The sequence below is a fragment of the Aeromonas sp. PrichA-15 genome (assembly GCF_017939245.1).
In the GTDB taxonomy this organism is placed as follows: Bacteria; Pseudomonadota; Gammaproteobacteria; order Enterobacterales; family Aeromonadaceae; genus Aeromonas; species Aeromonas caviae.
On sequence record NZ_JAGKRH010000003.1, the window covers coordinates 1 to 20,233 of the forward strand.

A 20,233-nucleotide genomic window follows, 5' to 3' on the forward strand; every position below is an offset into this window, starting at 1 on the left:
GGGCATTCCCGCGGAATGCATGGTGTTTTTGCTCATGGGGGGAGCGTATCTAAGGAGCAGGATCAAGCAAGCAGGAAAGTGGGATCAAGAGACGATCGTCTCATTTTTCCTGTGTCAATACTGTTCCGGTGAATACTTACGATCTCGGTGCTCAGGCATTGAGCAATATTCGTGGTTCCATGGGCGTCAATATGGTTGCCGGCAATAACAACCAACAAGGCAATCTTGCCGCCATCGCCATTTCGGGTCCGGCCGTCATTCAATTTGGTCAGCTGAATCAATCCACCACCAATCTGAACGGCAGCCAGAGCGTCGCCATCCTGGGCTCGGCCCTGAGCCAGAACCGGGGACTGGTCGGCATCAATCAGGGGGCGGGTGAGGGCAACCAGCAACTGAACGCCTTCGCCCTGTCCCTCGATGACAGCGGCCTGGGTGTCGTGACCGACATCAATCTCAGCTCCAGCGTCGCGAAGACCCCAGGGGGAAAGCCCCCCGCCAACACCACTACCAGCATCTATCTGGATGACACCGCCCTCACGGGCAGCAAGGGGGTCATTCAGGTGAACCAGGTCACGGGGCAGTAACGGCATCCCCATGATGCCGCAGGGATAGGAAGCCAGGCCCGGGGGTATCAGCCGATGGGCATATCTTCCGCTGAAAGTTCAATGGAGAGACTCATTATGCGTGGACTTATTTATAGCTCATTAGCCGCCGCGGTCATCATGGCCATGTCGGGCACTGCATCCGCCGATTACCGCGGTGACAGAGATGAGACAGGGGCAACCTTGACCAAGAAGGTCAAGGCAGAAGTCGATGTGGAATACGAAGGCAGGGTCAATGTCGGCGGCTACATCAACGTCAACAAACTCGGCATGGCCGTCGTGGACAACCAGCAGTCCAGTTCCATGATAGGCACCGCCAATACAAGAACGGAGAACACGAGCAAGATCGACGGCTCGTTCAAGGGTGCATCCGGTAACATCGGCGCCAACATCGCAGCCGGTGACTCCAACGTACAGGGCAACAGCGCTTCCCTGGCCGCCTATGACGAGGTCGATGCCGAGTTCATCATGGGTCGTGGTCAACAACAACATGGCGCCCCTGGCGGATCGTCGGATGCCGAGGTCTTCTCCACCCAGAGCGCCAGCAACAACTGGACGACCAATCACGGCCATCAGAACAAGGCCGGTGTGGGCGATGGGGCCTTCAAGGATGCCGCAGGCAACATCGGGGTCAACGTGACCTCGGGCTCGGGTAACGTCCAGGCCAACAACATGGCAGCGTCCGTGTCCACCGGCAACATGGCCGTGGCCACCGTGGCCAACAGCCAGAGCGTCTCCAAGAACATGACCGAAAACCAAAGCCTGAGTGCAACCAAGACGGTTGACAAGGCGGGTGTGTTCCTCGGTCTCAAGGCTTGGGGCGATTACGAGGGGGGCGGTACCGGTCATGATGTCAAGAAAGGACATGACCACAACAATGACAACGACAGGTACGGCAACAACAACCCGAAAGATGATGGCAAGTTCGAGTTCAAGGAAGAGGGTGACATCAAGCTCAGTGGGTACGCCGTCGGGTATATTCCCGTGGTCAACACCTACACCAGCCGCGAAACCTTCAACCGGGCAACCATCGATGGCGGCGCCTTCAACGGTGCTGTGGGCAACATCGGGGTGAACGTCTCCTCGGGGACCAACAACCTGCAAGCGAACAATCTCTCGCTGGCCGCAGGGTTTGCCAAGTAAGTCGATGCGAGGGGGCCCAGTGCCCCCTTTTTCCCTGACACTGGAGGTCTGAATGCGCTGGCTGTTGCTGTTGCTGTTGCTGTGCTGTCCTGCCGTCTGGGCGGGCTCGGTGCCACTGGGGGAGCATCTTCCGGCGCTGGGGGATCTCAACAAACCGGTGCAGAGCATTCTGGAGCGCCGGTACGCCAACATCGAGCGCCAACATACGGATTTCAGCTGCGGGGCCGCCGCCGTCGCCACCATCTTGCGCTACGCCTACGGCCATGCAACCAATGAACGCTGGGTCATGGATGGCATGCTTGCCATGGCAGACCCGGAGCAGGTCAAGCACTACGGCTTCTCCATGCTCGACATGAAGCAGTACCTGCAAATGCTCGGCATGCGGGTCAGAGGGTATCGACTGGGCGATGAAAAACTGCGCCAGGTGAGGGTGCCCACCATCGTCCTGCTCAACATTCGCGGCTATCAGCACTTTGCCGTGCTGCGGGCCATCGATCGCCACGATCGCGTCTATCTGGCAGACCCGGCCCTCGGCAACCGGGTGATCACCTTCAAGGAGTTCAAGGAGAGCTGGAACGGCATCCTCCTCGCCGTCATCGGCGCGGGCTATCGTCCCGATGCCCCCCTTGCCAACCCCTCTCCCCCGCTCTCTGTCAGAGGCAAGGATGGGCTCTTCGCCCCGGTCAATGAAACATCCCTGCTGGAATTCGGTTTTCAGCACAAAGAGCTAATGTGAGGTCATCATGAATACCCGACCCGCCCTATGCCTCCTCTGCAGCCTGGGTGGCATCGCCTCTCCGCTGCTGGCAGCACCGGACCCGCTGGCCCATCTGTCAGACCACTTTGCGCCCGAACTGGCGGACGGGGAGCTGGCCCACCTGCGCGGCCGCTATGTCAGCAGCCATGGCATCAGCTACTTCGGCATCGAGTTCATCTCGTCACTGACCACGGCCCAGGCCCAGCAGACGGCGGCCATGAACCTGGCGCTGAGCATTGTGCAAAACAAGCCCAAGCTGGATGTGCGCGTCAAGGATGAGGTCAAGCCCGCGGCCACGCCCGCCAAGGAGGCCCAGGTGCAGGGGGCCGGGCTGGTGCAGGTCGTTCAACTGGAGGGGAGTGGCAACAGCTCGGTCAACCAGGCCGGTATTGAACTGACCACCCCGACCATGACGGGACACCTGGTTCAGGCGGGCAGCTACGAGCACCAGGGCGATCTTGGTACCGCCACCTATCGGGTCTCGGGGAATTATGCCGGCTTGCAACTACACTCTTCCGACGGCCGGGTCCTGCTGGAGCAGAGCCTGCGCGGTACCGACTTCAGCCGGGGGCTGCTGCAGTTCAACAAGGTCAGAGGGGACGGTTTGCAGACGCTCAATCAGACCCGCATCTAGTTTTCGCGCTGAGCACCGGTGAGCCCGGGGGCTGAACCATCAGAAAGGATGATAAACAACAAGGACGTATCCAGATGAAACAGTCTCGCATGCTGTTGATTGCCCTCGCCCCCTTCGCCTGCTGGGGGGCCACGGCCGAAGAGGAGTCCCTGCAACAACAGCTGGATCTCCTGCGCCAGCAACTGATCCAGCAAAACCAGGCCCTCCATCAGCTCCAGGCCCGCCTGGAGGCCGTCAAGGCCGCCGGTGCCACGACGGCAACCGCCGGGGTCGGAGCCGGGGCCGCCGTCGCCTCCACCCAGCAGGACGCCTCACGGCGCACGCCGGAAGTCGGCCGCAGTACCGAAGACCTGATGATCGAACAGCACAATGTGTTCGACCGCGCCCTGACCGTCGATGTGGGCCTCTCCTATCAGCACTACAACCGCAAGGATCTCGCCCTGCGCGGCTTCCTCGCCCTGGACGCCATCTTCCTTGGCGAAATCAACCTGGATCGGGTGCGCTCCGATCAGTGGACGGCGGATGTCATCACCCGCTACACCCTAAACGATCGCTGGCAACTGGAGCTGGCCCTCCCCTACATGTTCCGCAACACCAACTACCAGAGCACCGGCAAGGAGAACTCCAGCCGCGACTTCGAGGAGCAGAGCGTCAGCGATGGCGGTCTGGGGGATCTCAGCCTCGCCATCTACTACAGGGTCATGGCAGAGAGCGAGGATTGGCCGGATCTGGTGTGGAACTTCCGGGCCAAGGCGCCGACCGGCAAGGATCCTTACGGCATCGAGATCAACACCTCGGAATCGGGCAACCTGGTGACCCCCAAGGAGCTCGCCACCGGCAACGGGCTCTGGCAGCTCTCCACCGGCTTCTCCCTGGTCAAGACCATGGATCCCGCCATCCTGTTTGCCAGCCTCAACTATGGTCACAGCCTCAAGCAGGACTTTGACGATATCTCCTACCAGCCCGGCAACCAGCCCGGCAGCATCCAGCTGGGGGACTGGTATGAATATGGCCTGGGGGTCGCATTCGCCCTCAACGAACGCTTCAGCCTCTCCTTCAACATCAACCAGCGCGTCACCATGGAGTCCGAGCAGGGGTCCGAAGGCTTTGCCATGGAGAAGGTCACCGGCTCCGATGCCAACGCCGCCAGCTTTGGCATGGGGTCGACCTGGGCCATCACCGACAACCTCTCCATGGCGGTCAACTGGTCTGCCGGGCTCACCACGGACGCACCGGACTACACCCATCGGGATCCGCTTCCCCTACCGCTTCTAGCCCCGTCAGGACCCCGTCAGGTTGACGACAAAAAAACGAGGGAGGCATAACGCCTCCCTCTTCTTGTTGACGCCAGCCTGCCTGGCGGGCCATCGGTGACATCACACCCCCAGGCGATCGCGCAGGGTGTACCAGGCGGCGCCGGCGGCGGTGAAGGGGATGCGCAGCAGGCGGCCACCCGGGAAGGGGTAGTGCGGCAGCCTGGCGAACGCATCGAAGCGCTCCGCCTGACCGCTCAGCACCTCGGAGAGCAGCTTGCCCGCCAGATGGGTACAGGTGACGCCGTGGCCGCTGTAGCCCTGCATGTAGTAGATGTTGTGACCGATGCGGCCAAACTGCGGCAGGCGCGACAGGGTGAGCAGGAAGTTGCCGGTCCAGGTGTACTCCACCTTGACGTCGGCCAGCTGCGGGAAAGTCTTGAGCATCTTGGGGATGATCAGCCGCTCGATGTCCGCCGGATCCCGCGCCCCGTAGACCACGCCGCCGCCATAGATGAGCCGGTGATCGCCGGAGGTGCGGTAGTAGTCGAGCAGGTAGTTGCAATCCTCCAGGCAGTAGTTTTGCGGCAGCAGTGAGCGGGCCCGCTCCTCCCCCAGCACCTCGGTGGCGATCACCTGAGTGCCGCAGGGCATGCTCTTGCCGGCGAGCTCGGGCACCAGGTTGCCGAGATAGGCGTTGCCGGCCACCACGATAAAGCGTGCCTTCACCGCCCCCTTGGCGGTCTTGACCAGGGCGGGTTGACCCGGCGTGATGCTGGTGACGGCGGACTGCTCGAAGATAAGCCCCCCCTGCATGCGGATGGCTTCCGCCTCCCCCAGCGCCAGGTTGAGGGGATGGATATGGCCGCCGCTCTTGTCCAGCAGGGCGCCGACGTAACGATCGCTCGCGACCACCTCGCGCACCCCGTCGGCATCGAGCAGCTCCAGCTGGTCGTTGCCCCACTTCTCCCAGCGCGCCTTCTGCGCCTTGAGCTCGTGCAGCTGCTTCTCGGTCTCGGCGGCAAAGACGCCCCCCTCCTGCAGATCGCACTGGATGTTGTAGCGCTTGATCCGCTCGCGGATGATCTGGCCCCCCTCAAACAACATGGAGCCGAGCAGCCTGGCCTGATCCGGCGGGCAGTTCGCTTCGATGGTGTCGATGTCGCGGCTGTAGGAGTTGACGATCTGGCCGCCGTTGCGGCCGCTGGCGCCAAAGCCGACCCTGGCCGCCTCCAGCACCACCACCTTGTACCCCTTCTCCACCAGATGCAGCGCACTGGAGAGGCCGGTATACCCCGCTCCGATGACGCAGACGTCGCACTCCAGCTGCTCGGTGAGCGTGGGATAGGGCGCGTGTTTGTTGGCACTGGCTGCGTAGTAACTCTTTACATGTTCGGTCATGATCCCTGTTTCCTTACCGGTTCGTTTCCAACACAACGGGTTGTTCACATTAAAAGCTGGCCGGGGTGTGAGCGCTGACGATGCGGCAGACCTGCCCCGAGGGATTGCTGAAACTGTGGGGCTCGCCGGTGTCGATGACATAACTGTCCCCGGCGCACAGTTCATAGGTCTGGCCGGCCAAGGTCAGCAGCACCGACCCTTCCAGCACGGTGCCCACCTCCTCCCCCTGATGCTTCACCACGCCGCCGGTGTCGGTGCCGGGGGCATAGGTCTCCAGCATGAAGCCGAGCTGGCGCCGATTGTTGCCGTTGTGCACCAGCTTCATGGAGACCCCCTGGCTGCCAAGCTCGATGAGCTGCTCCGCCTTGATCACCACGCTGGGCGTGCTCGCCACCTCCTCTTCGGCGAAGAAGCGCGACAACGGCAGCTCGTAGACGCTCAGCAGCTTTTGCAGGGAGGCCACCGAGGGGCTCACCTTGTTCTGCTCTATCATGCAGATGGCGCCGTGGGTCAGGCCGCTCAGCTCCGCCACCCGGCGCTGGGAGAGCCCGAGCTCCCTGCGGATCCGGGCGAGCCGCTCCCCCATGTTTCTCTCGTGCTCCGCCAGGGGGTTGTCCGTCATGGTCCGCCACCGGACCTCGCCACGGGATTGCTCCATCGCCCACCTCCTTCCATGGTCATTCGAATACCTGGGGCCAACTGGTCAATATAGTGAGTCAGGCACGTCAGCCCCGTTCACTATCCTGCACAACCCAGAGCGTTCATTATTTTGCACACCCTGCGCGATGAAAACCGCTACAATCGCGCTCACAGCCCCATTTTTAGCATGTGACGCCCAGTTTACTCAAATATATTTAACACTTGAAAAACATTTCGGCTCATTTTATGGTCGTTACGTGCTTATTATTCTATACGGCGGTGCCCACATAAACGCGCCACCCAGACCCACTATCGAGGCCCCTTACTTATGTCAGCATCACAACCTGCTCTCTCCCTGATCAAATCCCTGGCCTATGTCGACGGCCGCTGGTGCGAGTCCCTGGGCGGGCGCCGGTTCGATGTCCTGAACCCGGCCACCGGCCAGGTCATCACCCAGGTGCCCGACATGGACGGGGAGGATACCCGCCTCGCCATCGCGGCGGCCCACGCGGCGCAACCCGCCTGGGCGGCCCTCACCGCCAAGGAGCGCAGCAGCAAACTCTACGCCTGGTTCGAGCGCATCATGGCCAACCAGGAGGAGCTCGCCCGCATCATGACCTGCGAGCAGGGCAAGCCGCTGGCGGAAGCCAAAGGAGAGGTGGCCTACGGCGCCAGCTTCATCCAGTGGTTCGCGGAAGAGGGCAAGCGTGCCTATGGCCGCACCATCCCCGGCTTCTCCGCCGATCGGCGCCTGGCCACCATCAAGCAGCCGGTGGGGGTCGTGGCCGCCATCACCCCCTGGAACTTCCCCATCGCCATGATCACCCGCAAGGCGGGTCCGGCGCTGGCCGCCGGTTGCACCATCGTCATCAAGCCCGCCGCCGAAACGCCCCTCTGCGCCCTGGCGCTGGCGGTACTGGCGGAGCAGGCGGGCATTCCCGCCGGGGTCATCAACATCGTCACCTCCCATCAGGCGAGCGCGGTGGGCAACGAGCTGTGCAGCAACCCCGTGGTGCGCAAGCTCTCCTTCACCGGCTCCACCCGCATCGGCAAACTGCTGATGCGCCAGTGCGCCGACACCATGAAGCGCCTCTCCCTGGAGCTTGGCGGCAACGCCCCCTTCATCGTCTTTGACGACGCCGACCTCGACGCCGCCGTGGCCGGGGCCCTGGCGTCCAAATACCGCAACGCCGGCCAGACCTGCGTCTGCGCCAACCGCATCCTGGTGCAGGCCAGCGTCTATGACGCCTTCGCCGAGAAGCTCGCCGCCGCGGTCAAAGCCTTCAAGGTCGGGGACGGCATGGGCGAGGGCGTCCAGATCGGGCCCCTCATCAACCCGGCCGCCGCCAGCAAGGTGGCCGAGCTGGTGCAGCAATCGGTCGCCGCCGGTGCCCGGGTGCTGGTGGGGGGCGACGCCCACCCCGCCGGTCCCCTCTTCTATCACCCCACCATCCTGACCGGGGTCACCCGGGGCAACCCCATTCTGGACGAGGAGATCTTCGGGCCCGTCGCCCCCCTGGTGCGCTTCGAGACGGAAGCCGAGGCCATTGCGCTTGCCAACGACACCCCCTATGGCCTGGCCGCCTACTTCTATGGCCGCGACATCGCCCGGGTGTGGCGGGTGGCCGAGGGGCTCGAATACGGCATGGTGGGGATCAACGAGGGGATCATCTCCACCGAACTGGCCCCCTTTGGCGGGATCAAGGAGTCGGGACTGGGCCGGGAAGGGGCGGCCGAAGGGCTGGAGGAGTACCTGGAGACCAAATACCTCTGCTTTGGCGGCATTCGCTGAGGGAAATGAAAGGGCAATCGCATCGTTAAAACAGATGCGTTATGACACAGCCCATCGCTTTTACAGATAGAAAGAGGGGGCCGCCGGTCACGACCGAGCGCCTTGTGGGCCCTGAGGGCACGCCCGGGGCCCCCTTTTGCGAACAGGCCGCCCTGCCCGAGGGCAGTTGGCGGCACACATATGGCCAGATGGCACAGGAACAGCGGGGGCCCATGCCCCTCAGGGAGGAAAGATGAGTCATTCAAGCAACAACCAGCAGTGGCAGGCCCGCCGCGAAGCGGCCGTGGTCCAGGGGGTGGGCACCCTGCTGCCGGTCTTCATCGACCGGGCGCACAACGCCGAGCTGTGGGACGTGGAGGGCAACCGCTACATCGACTTTGCCTCCGGCATCGCCGTGCTCAACACCGGCCACAACCACCCCAAGGTGGTGGCGGCGGTGCGCGAGCAGCTCGAGAAGTTCAGCCACACCTGCTTCCAGGTCACCCCCTACTCCGGCTATATCGAGCTGGCGGAGAAGTTGAATGCCCTGGTGCCCGGCCCCACCCCCAAGCGCACCCTCTTCCTCTCCACCGGCGCCGAGGCGGTGGAGAACGCCATCAAGATCGCCCGCGCCCACACCGGTCGCAGCGGCACCATCGCCTTCAAGGGGGGCTTCCACGGCCGCACCATGATGGGCATGGCCCTCACCGGCAAGGTGGTTCCCTACAAGACCGGCTTCGGCCCCTTCCCGGGGGAGGTCTATCACCTCCCCTTCCCCGCCGACTACCTGGGAGTGAGTGAAGACGATGCCCTGGCCGCGCTGGATCTCTGCTTCAGCGCCGACATCGAACCCACCCGGGTGGCCGCCATCATCATCGAGCCGGTGCAGGGGGAAGGGGGCTTCTACCCCGCCTCCGCCAGCTTCATGCAGCGCCTGCGCCAGGTGTGCGACCAGCACGGCATCCTGCTTATCTGCGACGAGATCCAGACCGGTTTCTGTCGCACCGGCAAGACCTTCGCCACCGAATACAGCGGTGTCGAACCCGACATCATGACCCTCGCCAAGAGCCTGGCCGGCGGCTTCCCGCTCTCTGCCGTGGTGGGCAAGAGCGAGGTGATGAATGCCGCCAAGCCCGGTGGCCTGGGGGGCACCTATGCGGGCTCCCCCATCGCCTGCGCCGCCGCCCTGGCGGTGCTGGAGGTGATCGAGGAGGAGCGCCTGAACCAGAAGGCCCTGGCCCAGGGGGAGCAGATCAAGGCACGCCTGCACCAGCTGGCGACACGGTTTGACTGCATCGGCAACATCCGCGGCCCCGGCGCCATGGTGGCCATGGAGCTGGTGAAGGAGGGGGATGCCGCCAGACCGGACCCGGATCTCACCAAGCGGCTGGTGGCCGAGGCGGGCAAGCGGGGGCTGGTGCTGCTGGCCTGCGGCGTGCGTGGCAACGTGATCCGTTTCCTCGCCCCCCTGACCGCCCCGGCAGCCATCGTCGACGAGGGACTGGACCTGCTGGAGCAGGCCCTGTCCGCCTCCCTGGCCTGATCCGGAAGACCGCGTTCACCCACGTGCAAAAAAATGCGTTTTTGCTCCCTTGATATGCTTGTCAAGGGGGCATCACGAATGCACAATGCGCCGCCGTATTCAAGGACCGTCCGCTCATCGGAGCCCGGTTCTTTTTTTGCGCCAAACAAATCCATAACGAGGCCGGAACAGACCGGAAATGATAACGAGGTGGCACGCCATCTCACGACACCCGCTTCTTAGTGAGGAACTCCATGGGGCATATCATCGCTTTCCTGCCGGCCCGCGCCGGTCTGCGCCATCCGTCCGCATCCCGGACTGGCGCCCCCACCGTGCAGGATGACCTCACCGTCAGCCTGATCCCGTCAGCCTGCCTGCGGGGGATCGCCTGATGCACCCGCACCCCGCCGGTCTGAAAAAAAGCCTGAAACTCTGGCACGTGGTCATCATGGGGCTGGCCTATCTCACCCCCATGGCGGTGTTCGACACCTTCGGCATCGTCACCGAAATCACCGAAGGCCATGTGCCGACCGCCTACCTGCTCGCCCTCATCGGCATGCTGTTCACCGCCATGAGCTACGGCCACCTGGTGCGCAAGTTCCCCTCGGCAGGCTCCGCCTACACCTATGCCCAGAAGGTGTTCCACCCCTATGTGGGTTTCATGGTGGGCTGGGTCTCCCTGCTCGACTACATGTTCATGCCCATGATCAACATGCTGCTGGCCAAGATCTACATGGAGGCCCTCTTCCCCGGCGTGGCCCCCTGGACCTACATCCTGGCCCTGGCCGCCGTCATGACCTTCCTGAACCTGCGGGGCATCAAGCTGGTGGCGAACTTCAACAGCCTGATCGTCATCATGCAGTTCAGCATCATCGCCGTCTTCATCGGCCTCATCGCCTGGGGCGTGAGCCACGGCGAGGGGCTCGGCACGATGGCGAGCAGCCGCCCCTTCTTCTCCGAGCAGATGCACATCAATCCCCTGCTGACCGGCGCCTCCATCCTCTGCCTGTCGTTCCTCGGGTTTGACGCCATCACCACCCTGTCGGAGGAGACCCCGAACGCGGATCGGGTGATCCCCCGGGCCATCGTGCTCACCGCCCTCATCGGCGGCGTGCTCTTCATCTCCGTCTCCTACTTCCTGCAACTCTTCTTCCCGGACATCTCCCGCTTCCAGCAGCCGGATGCGGTGCTGCCGGAGATCGCCCTCTATGTGGGCGGCAAGCTGTTCCAGGCGGTGGTGCTGGTCTGCACCACGGTGGCGGTGCTCGCCTCGGGGCTCGCCTCCCACGCCGGGGTATCGCGCCTGCTCTATGTGATGGGCCGGGATCGCGCCCTGCCGAGCCGCGTCTTCGGCTACATCCACCCCACCTGGCAGACCCCGGCTCTCAACGTGCTGCTGGTGGGCATGCTGGCCCTCTCGGCGGTGGTCTTCGATCTGGAGATGGCGCTGGCGCTCATCAACTTCGGCGCCCTGGTGGCCTTCACCTTCGTCAACCTGGCGGTGATTGCCCACTTCTATCTCAAGCTGGGTCACAACAAGACCCTGAAGGATCACCTGCTGTTCCTCGCCCTGCCCCTGTGCGGCGCCGCCTGCATCGGGGTGCTCTGGCTCAACCTGGAGCCCGCCTCCTTCGAGCTGGGGCTGGTCTGGGCCGCCCTCGGCGCCATCTACCTGCTGCTGCGCCTCACCGTGTTCCGGGTCCGACTCGGCCGCCCCGAGCAGGACGCCTCCTGAGCGAAACCGGCGCCCCCAGGGCGCCGGTTTCACATGGCGGCAAAGCAGGGCCCCGCCTGATGACAAGGTTGTCATCGACTTTTCGGCAGCGGTGGCGAAGTGATCGCTCACGGGGGGAACAAATTCCCCGCTGGCGGCCTTTTTCGCTTGTCTCCTCCCCCCCCCTGAGGGCACAATACGGCGCCCCTTGAGAGCCGATGTTTCAACAACATCGGTTCTTTGCTTTTCTGGGGCACACCACCATTCACCAAGAGGCCGGCCATGTGCCGGAATTGATACCCAGATTGCCAAGCAATCTCCCGACGTTGTGAGGAAAAACATGGGGCATTTCACTGCTTTCCTGCCGGTCCCCGCCGGCGTGCGCCACGCATCTGTGCCACAGATGGGCGCCCCCTGTGTCCAGCGACGCGTTCCCGCGTCCCTGATCCCGTCCCATTTCGCCCACGGGGCCTGTGCAGAGGAGAAAGCGTGATGGCCGGTGCCAAGCTGCTCAAGACCCTCACCCTGTTCCAGGTCGTGGTGATGGGTCTGGCTTACCTCACGCCCATGGCGGTATTCGATACCTTCGCCATCGTCGGTGACATCACGGATGGTCGCGTGGCCACCGCCTACCTGCTGGCGCTCGGCGGCATCCTGCTGACCGCGTTCAGCTACGGCCACCTGGTGCGCCGCTTCCCGTCCGCAGGCTCCGCCTACACCTATGCCCAGAAGGTGTTTCACCCCTACGTGGGCTTCATGGTGGGCTGGTCTTCCCTGCTGGACTACATGTTCATGCCGATGATCAACATCCTGCTGGCCAAGATCTACCTGACCGCCATGTTCCCCACCGTGGAGCCCTGGATCTTCATCTTCGGTCTGGTGACCGTGATGACCTTCCTGAACCTGCGCGGCATCAAGCTGGTGGCGAACCTCAACGGCTTCATCGTCTTCATCCAGATCGCCATCATCGTCACCTTCCTCGGCCTCATCGCCTGGGGCCTGAGTCACGGTGAAGGGGCCGGCACCCTGATGAGCAGCCGTCCGTTCCATGTGGAGTCTGCCAGCATGCTGCCGCTGTTTACCGGCGCCACCATCCTCTGCTTCTCGTTCCTGGGCTTCGACGGCCTGAGCTCCCTCTCCGAAGAGACCCCGAATGCCGGCAAGGTGATCCCCCGTGCCATCGTGCTGACGGCCCTCATCGGCGGCATCATCTTCGTCACCGTCTCCTACAGCCTGCAGCTCTTCTTCCCGGATCTGGCCCGCTTCAAGGAGCCGGACGCCGTGCTGCCGGAGATCGCCCTCTACGTGGGCGGCACCCTGTTCCAGAGCGTGGTGCTGGTGTGCACCACCGCGGCCGTGCTCGCCTCCGGCATGGCGGCCCACGCCGGCGTGTCGCGCATCCTCTACGTGATGGGGCGCGATCGCATGATCCCGGAGCGGGTGTTCGGCTATATCCACCCCACCTGGCGCACCCCGGCCATCAACGTGCTGCTGGTGGGGGCCCTGGCCCTCTCCGCGGTCTCCTTCGATCTGGACATGGCCCTGGCCCTGGTGAACTTCGGCGCCCTGGTGGCCTTCACCTTCGTCAACCTCTCGGTGATCGGCCAGTTCTGGGTGCGCGAGAAGCGCAACAAGAGCCTCAAGGAGCACCTGCTGTTCCTGGTGCTGCCGCTGCTGGGGGCCGCCACCATCGGCGCCCTCTGGATCAACCTGGAGCAGAGCTCCCTGGAGCTTGGCCTCATCTGGGCGGGGATCGGGGTCACCTACCTCTTCCTGCGCCTCGCCGTGTTCCGCATCCCCTTCCGTCAGTACGAGGAAGCGGCCGACGGCCAGTAAGGCGGCACACACGCCCAAACAGAAGGGGAGCCCATGGCTCCCCTTCTTGCATTCAGACGTCCGGTGCGCGGACCCTCACCCCTGATTGAGCACGGCCGTGGCAGCAGCCTTGACCGGATCCTTGGTCACGGCCTTCACGTTCTTCTCGGTCTGGTTGACTTTCTGCCGGGTCGCCTTCAGCTCCTCGTTGGTCTCCTTGAGGCCGGAGGTCTTCTTGTCCAGCGTGTCCGTGGCGTTTTTCTTCGCCTCTTTCAGCCCCGCCGTCTTCTTGTCCAGCACATCCGTGGTGTGTTTCTTCACCTCGGCATTGGCCTTCTCCTTCTGCTGGCGCACCAGCTTGTCGGCATCGCAGTTGCCCTTGACCCCCAGGGTGGCGTTCATCGCCTCGTTCCTGACCGCCTTGTCGAGGTTGCACTCGGACTTGAACACGCTGGCCTGCGCACCGGCAGACAGCAGACCCAGGGAGAGGCACAAAACCCATGCACGCATCATCACTTCCTCAGTTTCAAGACAGGAAAGTCCGGCAGCATATAACCCTGGGATCCCAGTGCAAGGGCGGGGGCCGGTGATGAGCCGGATGGCGTCATATCGGCGTTTGCTCCGACACCTTTTGTCTGCGACGCCCCCTGCCGCCCTGTCACCAAAGCATCATAAAAGTGTCACATTGTCATATTTCTGTCATGGAGCCTTGTTGTAATGCGCCCGTCCATTTTCAACGCAGAACGACCCCAAGAGGCCATATGCACAGCACCGCATCTTCCGCACCCCAGCAGATCCGTCGTCCCGGCCCCCTGTTCAACTGGCTCGCGGTGATCACGCTGATCTACCTGATCCTGGTCGCCGTTGGCGCCGTCTCCCACGGCTTCAAGGGCTTCTCCGGCGGCGCCGAGGGCGCGGCCCAGATCTTCGCCTTTGCCAACAACCCCTTCGTCGCGCTGCTGCTCGGCATCCTGGCCACCGCCCTGGTGCAATCCTCCAGCACCGTCACCTCGGTGATCGTCGGTCTGGTGGCAGGGGGCCTGCCCATGGCCATGGCCATCCCCATGGTGATGGGGGCTAACCTCGGCACCACCATCACCAACACCATCGTCTCCCTGGGGCACATCCGGGACAGAGGCGAGTTTCGCCGCGCCTTCGCCGCCGCCACCGTGCACGACTTCTTCAACCTGCTGGCGGTCTTCATCTTCCTGCCCCTGGAGCTGATGTTCGGTCTGCTGCAAAAGAGTGCGGAAGGGATTGCCAGCCTGCTGCTGGGCTCCGCCGACATGTCGATGAAGGGGATGGATTTCATGAAGCCCCTCATCTCCCCGTCCCTGGATCTCATCGACAGCGCCGTCGCCTTCCTGCCGGGCAAGGGGGGCGCCATCGCCACCATTCTCATCGGGATTCTGCTCATCCTGTTCTGCGTCACCGCCCTTGGCAAGGTGCTGCAACAGGTCATGGTGGGCCGTGCCAAGGAGCTGCTGCACAAGGCCCTGGGCCGTGGCCCGCTCACCGGCATCGCCTCCGGCACCCTGGTCACCGTGATGGTGCAGTCCTCCTCCACCACCACCAGCCTGATGATCCCCCTGGCGGGAGGCGGCGTGTTCAACACCCGTCAGCTCTACCCCTTCACCCTGGGGGCCAACATCGGCACCACCATCACCGCCCTGCTGGCCGCCACCGCCATCAGCGGTGCCGGTGCCCAGCTCGCCCTGACCATCGCCCTGGTCCACGTGCTGTTCAACCTCTTCGCCGTGGTGCTCATCTATGGCGTGCCCTTCCTGCGGGAATTGCCCATCAAGGCCGCCGAAACCCTGGCCCGGGTCGGCAGCGAGAACAAGCTGCTGGCGCTGGGTTACGTGGCCGGGCTCTTCTTCGCCCTGCCCGCCCTGATGATGGTGGCCGTCAAGTAACCCCGCGGCGGGGGCAATCAGCTGTCCCCGCCCCCTTGCCCGCCAGGTCACATCCCGGGGCGCCTCCCCTCGCCCTCTCCCCCTGGCTGGGATAAGATGCCCCCTCACTCGCACTCTGATTTCAAGGAACAGGAAAACCCGATGAAATTCATTCTGATAGCCCTTCTTATCGCCGGCGCCGCCTACTACTTCTACTCCAGCAGCAACAACCGGAAGCTGGCGGAAGAGAACGTGCGCAAGGGGGCCGAGTTCCTCGCCAGCAACCAGGAAAAACCCCTGGTGACCACCACCGCCTCCGGCCTGCAGTACGAAGTGCTGACACCGGGCACCGGTACCGTTCACCCCACCGCCACCAGCAAGGTGAAGGTGCACTACGAGGGCAAGCTGCTGGACGGCACCGTGTTCGACAGCTCCGTCGCCCGTGGCGAACCCATCGAGTTCGGCCTCAACCAGGTGATCAAGGGCTGGACCGAAGGGGTGCAACTGATGGTGGAAGGGGAAAAGACCCGCTTCTACATCCCCGCCAACCTGGCCTATGGCGACAGAGCCGCCGGCAAGATCCCGCCGGGCTCAGTCCTCATCTTCGACGTGGAGCTGCTGGGCATTCAATAAACCCGCCCTGGGCCCGCGTTGATCTTGGCGGTGGCGCTGCGGGGCATCCCGTCAGAGGCCACGTCCGACGGACCCTGATCACAACGCCGGCGCACTGCGCCGGCGTTGTCGTTTCTGCCCCGGTCTCCCTCGCCCTGATGCCAGATTATCAACCAAAAGTGAAGAGTGCTTATCCATAAAGCCTGATTGTTAACCCACCAATAGGGGCAGATAATGACCACATCGTCAGCGGCATGTCGCCCTGGCCTCGGGTTGTCGGTGCGCCACGCGCATCGGCACAACGCATATGGAGTCTGTCATGTCTATCGCCCCTGTCTGGTTCATCTCCCACGGCGCCCCGGATCTGGTCCTGCGCGATCAGCCCGCGACCCGGTTCCTGAAGCAACTGCGCCTCGAGGGTGCCAGAGGGCTGGTGGTGATCTCGGCCCACTGGTTCAGCCGAAGCGAGCTGCAGATCAACGTCGAGCCCAGCCCGGCCCTGATGTACGACTTCTACGGCTTCCCCGAGCCCCTCTACCAGATCCGCTGGCCCGCGACGAGCCCGCAATGGTTGCAGGAAGCGGTGAGCGATCAGCTGCTGCTGGCCGGCCTGCCCGCCACCCCGGTGCGCCGCGAGCTCGATCACGGAGTCTGGTCCCCCCTCTCCCTGATGGATCCGGACAGTGAACTCCCCCTGGTGCAGATCGCCATCCCGGCCAGCTTCACCCCGGCCCAGCTGTGGCAACTGGGGGAGGCATTGCAGGGGCTGCGCGAGCAAGGGATCGGCATTCTCGCCTCCGGCGCCATCACCCACAACCTGCGTGCCCTCGGGCCGGACGGCTCGCCGGTTCCCCAGTGGGCCAGTCAGTTTGCTCGCTGGCTGGAGCAGACCATGGCAGAGGGAGACAGGGGGGCGCTGGAAGATTACCGGGCCCGGGCGCCGGGCGCGGTGGAATCCCATCCCCACGACGATCACCTGCGCCCCCTGTTTGTGGCGCTCGGCGCGGCGGGGGCCGACAGACCCCGAAAGCTGCACGACAGCTGGGATTACGGCAGCCTCTACATGGGGGCCTACCAGTTCGGTTGAGGGCGGGGCGGCCAGGCCGCCCTGCTTGACGTGCTCTCGCCGACGCGCGTGGAGAAATAGCGGACTCGTTATAGCCATTTTCCGGTAGAATGGCCGCCATTGGATGAGGCTTGGCAGGGATGGCTGTCGCGTCGGGTGGCTAGATGAACCTATATCGAACACTGATCCTGCTCTGTCTGCTCTGCCTTCAACCTGTGCAGGCCCTGACCCTGCACAGCGCTACGATCCCGCCCCGCTGCCTCCCCGCTGGTCGGAGGGGGAGCTCGGATGGCTGCGCCAGCAGTCCCAACTGCGGGTCGGCATCCTGCAAGAGGACTACCGCCCCTTCACCATGATCGCTCGCCAGCGCGTCGAGGGGCTCAGTGCCGACTACATCGACCTGCTGGCCCGGATGCTGGACAAACCCGTTGCCCTGAGCGCCTTCCCCGACAAGGCGCACCTGCTCCGTGCCCTGGCACGGGGGAGATACACCTCGCCAGCCTCGGCAATCTCACCCTGGCGGACAGTGACACCCGGGCGATCCGCCTGAGCAACCCCTATTTCAGCAGCCCCCTCGTCTTCTCCGTGCCCAGACGTTATCGGGGGGCACTGCTCACACCGGGACAGCGGGTAGCCGCCGTCCGGGATCAGATAGACAGGGCGCGCTTTGGCCGCTACTACTCCACTCTCACCCTGGTGACCTATCCCTCCAACATGGAGGCGTTCGATGCGGTCTTCTTCGGCCGCGACGACATCCTGCTGGGGGATGCCCACGCCACCCACTACCTCAACAGCGAACGCTTCGACAACCTTCGCCAGCGGGGCGAGGCCCCGCCCGATCTGGCGCCTGCCGAATTCCGCTTTGCCGTCCCGGCCACCGAGCCCGCCCTGCTCAGCCTGGTCAACCGGGGGCTGGCGGCCATCGACGACCGGGCGCGCAACACCCTCTTCACCCAGTGGAACGGGCCCATCCGCGACATGAACGAGCGAAGCGCCGATCTCTATGATGCCGCCGAGCGGGCCTGGATGCGGCAAGCGCCCCCCATCAGGGTGTGGCTGATGGACAACCTCTACCCCTATGGCGCCCTGGATCATGACGGCCAGCTGGTCGGCATGACGGTGGACATGCTGGACAAGATCCGCACACGCACCGGCCTCACCTTCGAGTTCGTGCGGGCAGACTCCGAGCGTCAACTGGCAAAAGCCATGCAGTCAGGCGCCATCGACCTCATCGGCGCCATCTCCCAGCAGGTGGCTGAACACTACGGGCTGCGCACCTCGGTGCCCTACGCCACCGACAACATCTATGTGATCCTCACCCGCCAGGAGGAACAAGGGATCGACACCATCCGGAGTCTGGCGGGCAAGACGGTGGCGATGACGCACCATGTGCCCCTCGCACAGAGACTGGAGGGCAGCCGCATCACCCAGGTGGAGAGTGCCGCAGAAGCGATGGAGGTGCTCGCCCAGGGACAGGTGGATGCCGCCATCGTGCCCCTCTATTTTGCCCGCCATGCGCTGGACAATGATCCCCAGAGCCCGCTGCGCATCGCCGGCCCCGCCGATGACGAACCAATCCGGATGGGGTTTGCCAGCCTGCCCGGACAGGGGATGCTGATGGGGATCCTCGACAAGACCATCCTCGCCATCCCCCCAACGAGCTCGCCATGATGAGTTACGAGTGGCGCAACCGCAAACTGCCGGTGCCCGGCTTCATGGATCGCCACGCCCACATCGTCTACCTGGTGTTCGTGGGGCTCCTCACCCTGGCGCTGGTGCTGCTCTATCGCAACCGCATGTTCAAGCGGATGGCTAGCGCCGAGCAGGCTTCCCGCCAGCAACTGGAGGCCCATGTCAGGTTCATCCGGGCGCTGGGGGAGAGCCTGCCCCACCCCATCGTCGTGCGGGACAAGAGCGGCAAGGTGCTGCTGTGCAACAGCAAATACCTGGCCCAGCTCGGCGCCGAGCCAAAGGCCATCCTGGGTCAGCCCTTCGCCCAGGGGCTGTCAGGGGTGCTCGATGCAGACAGCATCGCCGTGCTGGAGCAGGACTTTGCCAGGGTATTGCAGGAGGGGCAGCCCATCTTTGCGGATCGCCTCTTCCATCACAGGGGAACCCAGAGCGACATCTATCACTGGATGGTGCCCTATTTCGACGGGGAGGGGGCCATCAGCGGGGTGATCGACGGCTGGATAGACATCACGGACCGCAAGCGGCTGGAAGAGGAGATGCGCGAGGCCAAACAGCAGGCCGACAGCGCCAGCCGCGCCAAGAGCGACTTCCTCGCCACCATGAGCCACGAGATCCGCACCCCCATGAACGCCATCCTCGGCATGCTGGAGCTGGCCACCGAGGATCCCGCTCTCAGCCGTCACAGCGGCGAGCTGCTGCGCATCGCCGCCGACTCCGCCAACGGCCTGCTGGATCTGCTGGGGGACAGCCTGGATATCGCCTCCATAGAGGCGGGCCAGATGACCCTGACTCCCACCCCCTGCGATCTCGCTCCCCTGCTCTCGTCCGTCACCCGGGTCTTTGCGGGCATGGCCGAGCAGAAGGGGCTGACCTATGAGGTCAGGCTACCCGACACCCCCATGCCAAGGGTGCTGATCGATCCCCTTCGCCTGCGCCAGATCCTCTTCAATCTCATCGGCAACGCCATCAAGTTCACCGAGCAGGGCCGGGTCGCCATCACCGCCACCCTGACCGGGGGCGAGCAGCCTCCTGTGCTGCACCTCACCATCACCGACACCGGAGCCGGCATTCCCGCGGACAAGCTGCCCCGGCTCTTCACCCCCTTCTATCGCGCCCACGGCCAGGGCCAGTTCCCCGGCAGCGGGCTGGGCCTCAATATCGCCCGCATCCTGTGCCAGATGATGGGGGGGGGAGATAGCCGTTCACAGCCAGGTCGGCGAGGGCACCCGCCTCGAGATAAGACTGCCCCTCACGCTCGCCCAGCAACCCCCCGCCCCGATCACGGCAATGCCGGCGCCCCAGCCCCACCAGGCTCAACCCCTCCCCCATCGGCTGCATATCCTGGTGGTCGATGACAATCACGCCAACCAGATCCTGCTGCGCCAGCAGCTCAAGCACTTGGGACACGACGTCAGTGTGCGCAGCAATGGCCTGGAGGCCCTGCGCGCCCTCGCCAGCCACCCCTTCGATCTGGTCATCACCGACTGCCAGATGCCGGTGATGGACGGCTTCGAGCTGACCCGCAACCTGCGAGCCCTCGGCCATGACCTGCCCGTCTGGGGCTTCACCGCCCATGCCCAGCCTCGCGAGCGGGAGCTTTGCCTCGCCGCCGGCATGAACGACTGCCTGTTCAAGCCCATCGGCCTCGCCCGTCTGCGCGCGGCGCTGGCCACCCTGGGGCCAGCGCCCTGAGAACCCCCAGCCCTTCCTCCCGTCA

20 protein-coding genes are annotated in these 20,233 nt (G+C 64.1%); 17 read left to right on the top strand and 3 right to left on the bottom strand.

Translation table 11 applies throughout. The features are described from left to right. Positions 1-158 precede the first annotated feature (158 nt). The 5 genes from J9889_RS00730 to J9889_RS00750 all read left to right on the top strand — a co-directional run bounded on the left by J9889_RS00730 (position 159) and on the right by J9889_RS00750 (position 4,461). On the top strand, positions 159-584 hold the full coding sequence (locus tag J9889_RS00730; RefSeq protein ID WP_246878004.1) for a hypothetical protein: 426 nt from the start codon (positions 159-161) through the stop codon (positions 582-584). A 201-nt stretch (positions 585-785) separates the two neighbouring features. Next, on the top strand, positions 786-1,745 hold the full coding sequence (locus J9889_RS00735; RefSeq protein WP_210555817.1) for a hypothetical protein: 960 nt from the start codon (positions 786-788) through the stop codon (positions 1,743-1,745). A 52-nt stretch (positions 1,746-1,797) separates the two neighbouring features. Then, positions 1,798-2,481 (top strand): C39 family peptidase, encoded by a 684-nt coding sequence (locus J9889_RS00740; RefSeq protein ID WP_010673557.1) that lies wholly within the window; start codon positions 1,798-1,800, stop codon positions 2,479-2,481. 7 nt (positions 2,482-2,488) lie between these two features. Next, entirely contained in the window at positions 2,489-3,136 is a 648-nt protein-coding gene (locus tag J9889_RS00745) for a hypothetical protein (RefSeq protein ID WP_210555818.1), read from the top strand. Between the two features lie 74 nt (positions 3,137-3,210). Continuing rightward, positions 3,211-4,461: a transporter gene (locus tag J9889_RS00750; RefSeq protein ID WP_246878005.1), complete on the top strand. Its 1,251-nt coding sequence runs from the start codon at positions 3,211-3,213 to the stop codon at positions 4,459-4,461. Between the two features lie 51 nt (positions 4,462-4,512). Here J9889_RS00750 and J9889_RS00755 read toward each other — a convergent pair whose 3' ends face one another. Both J9889_RS00755 and puuR read right to left on the bottom strand, forming a co-directional pair. Next, a complete protein-coding gene (locus J9889_RS00755; RefSeq protein ID WP_103244474.1) occupies positions 4,513-5,790 on the bottom strand; it encodes an FAD-binding oxidoreductase in 1,278 nt (425 codons plus the stop codon). 49 nt (positions 5,791-5,839) lie between these two features. Next, positions 5,840-6,448, bottom strand: a complete 609-nt coding sequence (gene puuR / locus J9889_RS00760; protein WP_029314011.1) for an HTH-type transcriptional regulator PuuR — start codon at positions 6,446-6,448, stop codon at positions 5,840-5,842. A gap of 309 nt (positions 6,449-6,757) precedes the next feature. Between puuR and J9889_RS00765 the strand changes: the two genes are divergently transcribed. From J9889_RS00765 to J9889_RS00785, 5 genes are all read left to right on the top strand, one after another. Continuing rightward, positions 6,758-8,221 (top strand): NAD-dependent succinate-semialdehyde dehydrogenase, encoded by a 1,464-nt coding sequence (locus J9889_RS00765; RefSeq protein WP_182721696.1) that lies wholly within the window; start codon positions 6,758-6,760, stop codon positions 8,219-8,221. Between the two features lie 232 nt (positions 8,222-8,453). Then, entirely contained in the window at positions 8,454-9,743 is a 1,290-nt protein-coding gene (gene gabT / locus J9889_RS00770; protein ID WP_042014742.1) for a 4-aminobutyrate--2-oxoglutarate transaminase, read from the top strand. Positions 9,744-9,976: 233 nt separating this feature from the next. After that, positions 9,977-10,114 carry a hypothetical protein gene (locus J9889_RS00775; RefSeq protein WP_010673549.1) on the top strand — a complete coding sequence of 46 codons (138 nt, stop codon included), beginning with the start codon at positions 9,977-9,979 and terminating at the stop codon, positions 10,112-10,114. After that, a complete protein-coding gene (locus J9889_RS00780) occupies positions 10,114-11,457 on the top strand; it encodes an APC family permease (RefSeq protein WP_210555819.1) in 1,344 nt (447 codons plus the stop codon). Before J9889_RS00775 ends, J9889_RS00780 begins: the two co-directional genes overlap by 1 nt. A gap of 471 nt (positions 11,458-11,928) precedes the next feature. Continuing rightward, positions 11,929-13,272: an APC family permease gene (locus J9889_RS00785; RefSeq protein WP_039039328.1), complete on the top strand. Its 1,344-nt coding sequence runs from the start codon at positions 11,929-11,931 to the stop codon at positions 13,270-13,272. A gap of 75 nt (positions 13,273-13,347) precedes the next feature. On the opposite strand, the gene J9889_RS00790 is transcribed toward J9889_RS00785, so the two are convergent. Beyond that, positions 13,348-13,761, bottom strand: a complete 414-nt coding sequence (locus J9889_RS00790; RefSeq protein WP_128314149.1) for a hypothetical protein — start codon at positions 13,759-13,761, stop codon at positions 13,348-13,350. A 251-nt stretch (positions 13,762-14,012) separates the two neighbouring features. Here J9889_RS00790 and J9889_RS00795 point away from each other — a divergent pair, with 251 nt between their 5' ends. The 7 genes from J9889_RS00795 to J9889_RS23955 all read left to right on the top strand — a co-directional run bounded on the left by J9889_RS00795 (position 14,013) and on the right by J9889_RS23955 (position 20,208). Further along, positions 14,013-15,167 (top strand): Na/Pi symporter, encoded by a 1,155-nt coding sequence (locus tag J9889_RS00795; RefSeq protein WP_210555820.1) that lies wholly within the window; start codon positions 14,013-14,015, stop codon positions 15,165-15,167. A gap of 141 nt (positions 15,168-15,308) precedes the next feature. Then, positions 15,309-15,779 carry an FKBP-type peptidyl-prolyl cis-trans isomerase gene (locus tag J9889_RS00800; RefSeq protein WP_010673545.1) on the top strand — a complete coding sequence of 157 codons (471 nt, stop codon included), beginning with the start codon at positions 15,309-15,311 and terminating at the stop codon, positions 15,777-15,779. A gap of 298 nt (positions 15,780-16,077) precedes the next feature. Next, entirely contained in the window at positions 16,078-16,845 is a 768-nt protein-coding gene (locus tag J9889_RS00805; RefSeq protein WP_041213317.1) for a class III extradiol ring-cleavage dioxygenase, read from the top strand. 103 nt (positions 16,846-16,948) lie between these two features. Then, positions 16,949-17,374 (top strand): hypothetical protein, encoded by a 426-nt coding sequence (locus tag J9889_RS23940; RefSeq protein WP_223931064.1) that lies wholly within the window; start codon positions 16,949-16,951, stop codon positions 17,372-17,374. Positions 17,375-17,409: 35 nt separating this feature from the next. Then, complete coding sequence (locus tag J9889_RS23945) at positions 17,410-18,495, top strand: transporter substrate-binding domain-containing protein (protein ID WP_264787513.1); 1,086 nt, start codon at positions 17,410-17,412, stop codon at positions 18,493-18,495. Then, positions 18,492-19,871: a PAS domain-containing protein gene (locus J9889_RS23950; RefSeq protein ID WP_246878006.1), complete on the top strand. Its 1,380-nt coding sequence runs from the start codon at positions 18,492-18,494 to the stop codon at positions 19,869-19,871. Before J9889_RS23945 ends, J9889_RS23950 begins: the two co-directional genes overlap by 4 nt. After that, positions 19,861-20,208: a response regulator gene (locus J9889_RS23955; RefSeq protein ID WP_279988955.1), complete on the top strand. Its 348-nt coding sequence runs from the start codon at positions 19,861-19,863 to the stop codon at positions 20,206-20,208. The genes J9889_RS23950 and J9889_RS23955 overlap by 11 nt, the downstream gene beginning before the upstream one ends. Positions 20,209-20,233 lie beyond the last annotated feature (25 nt).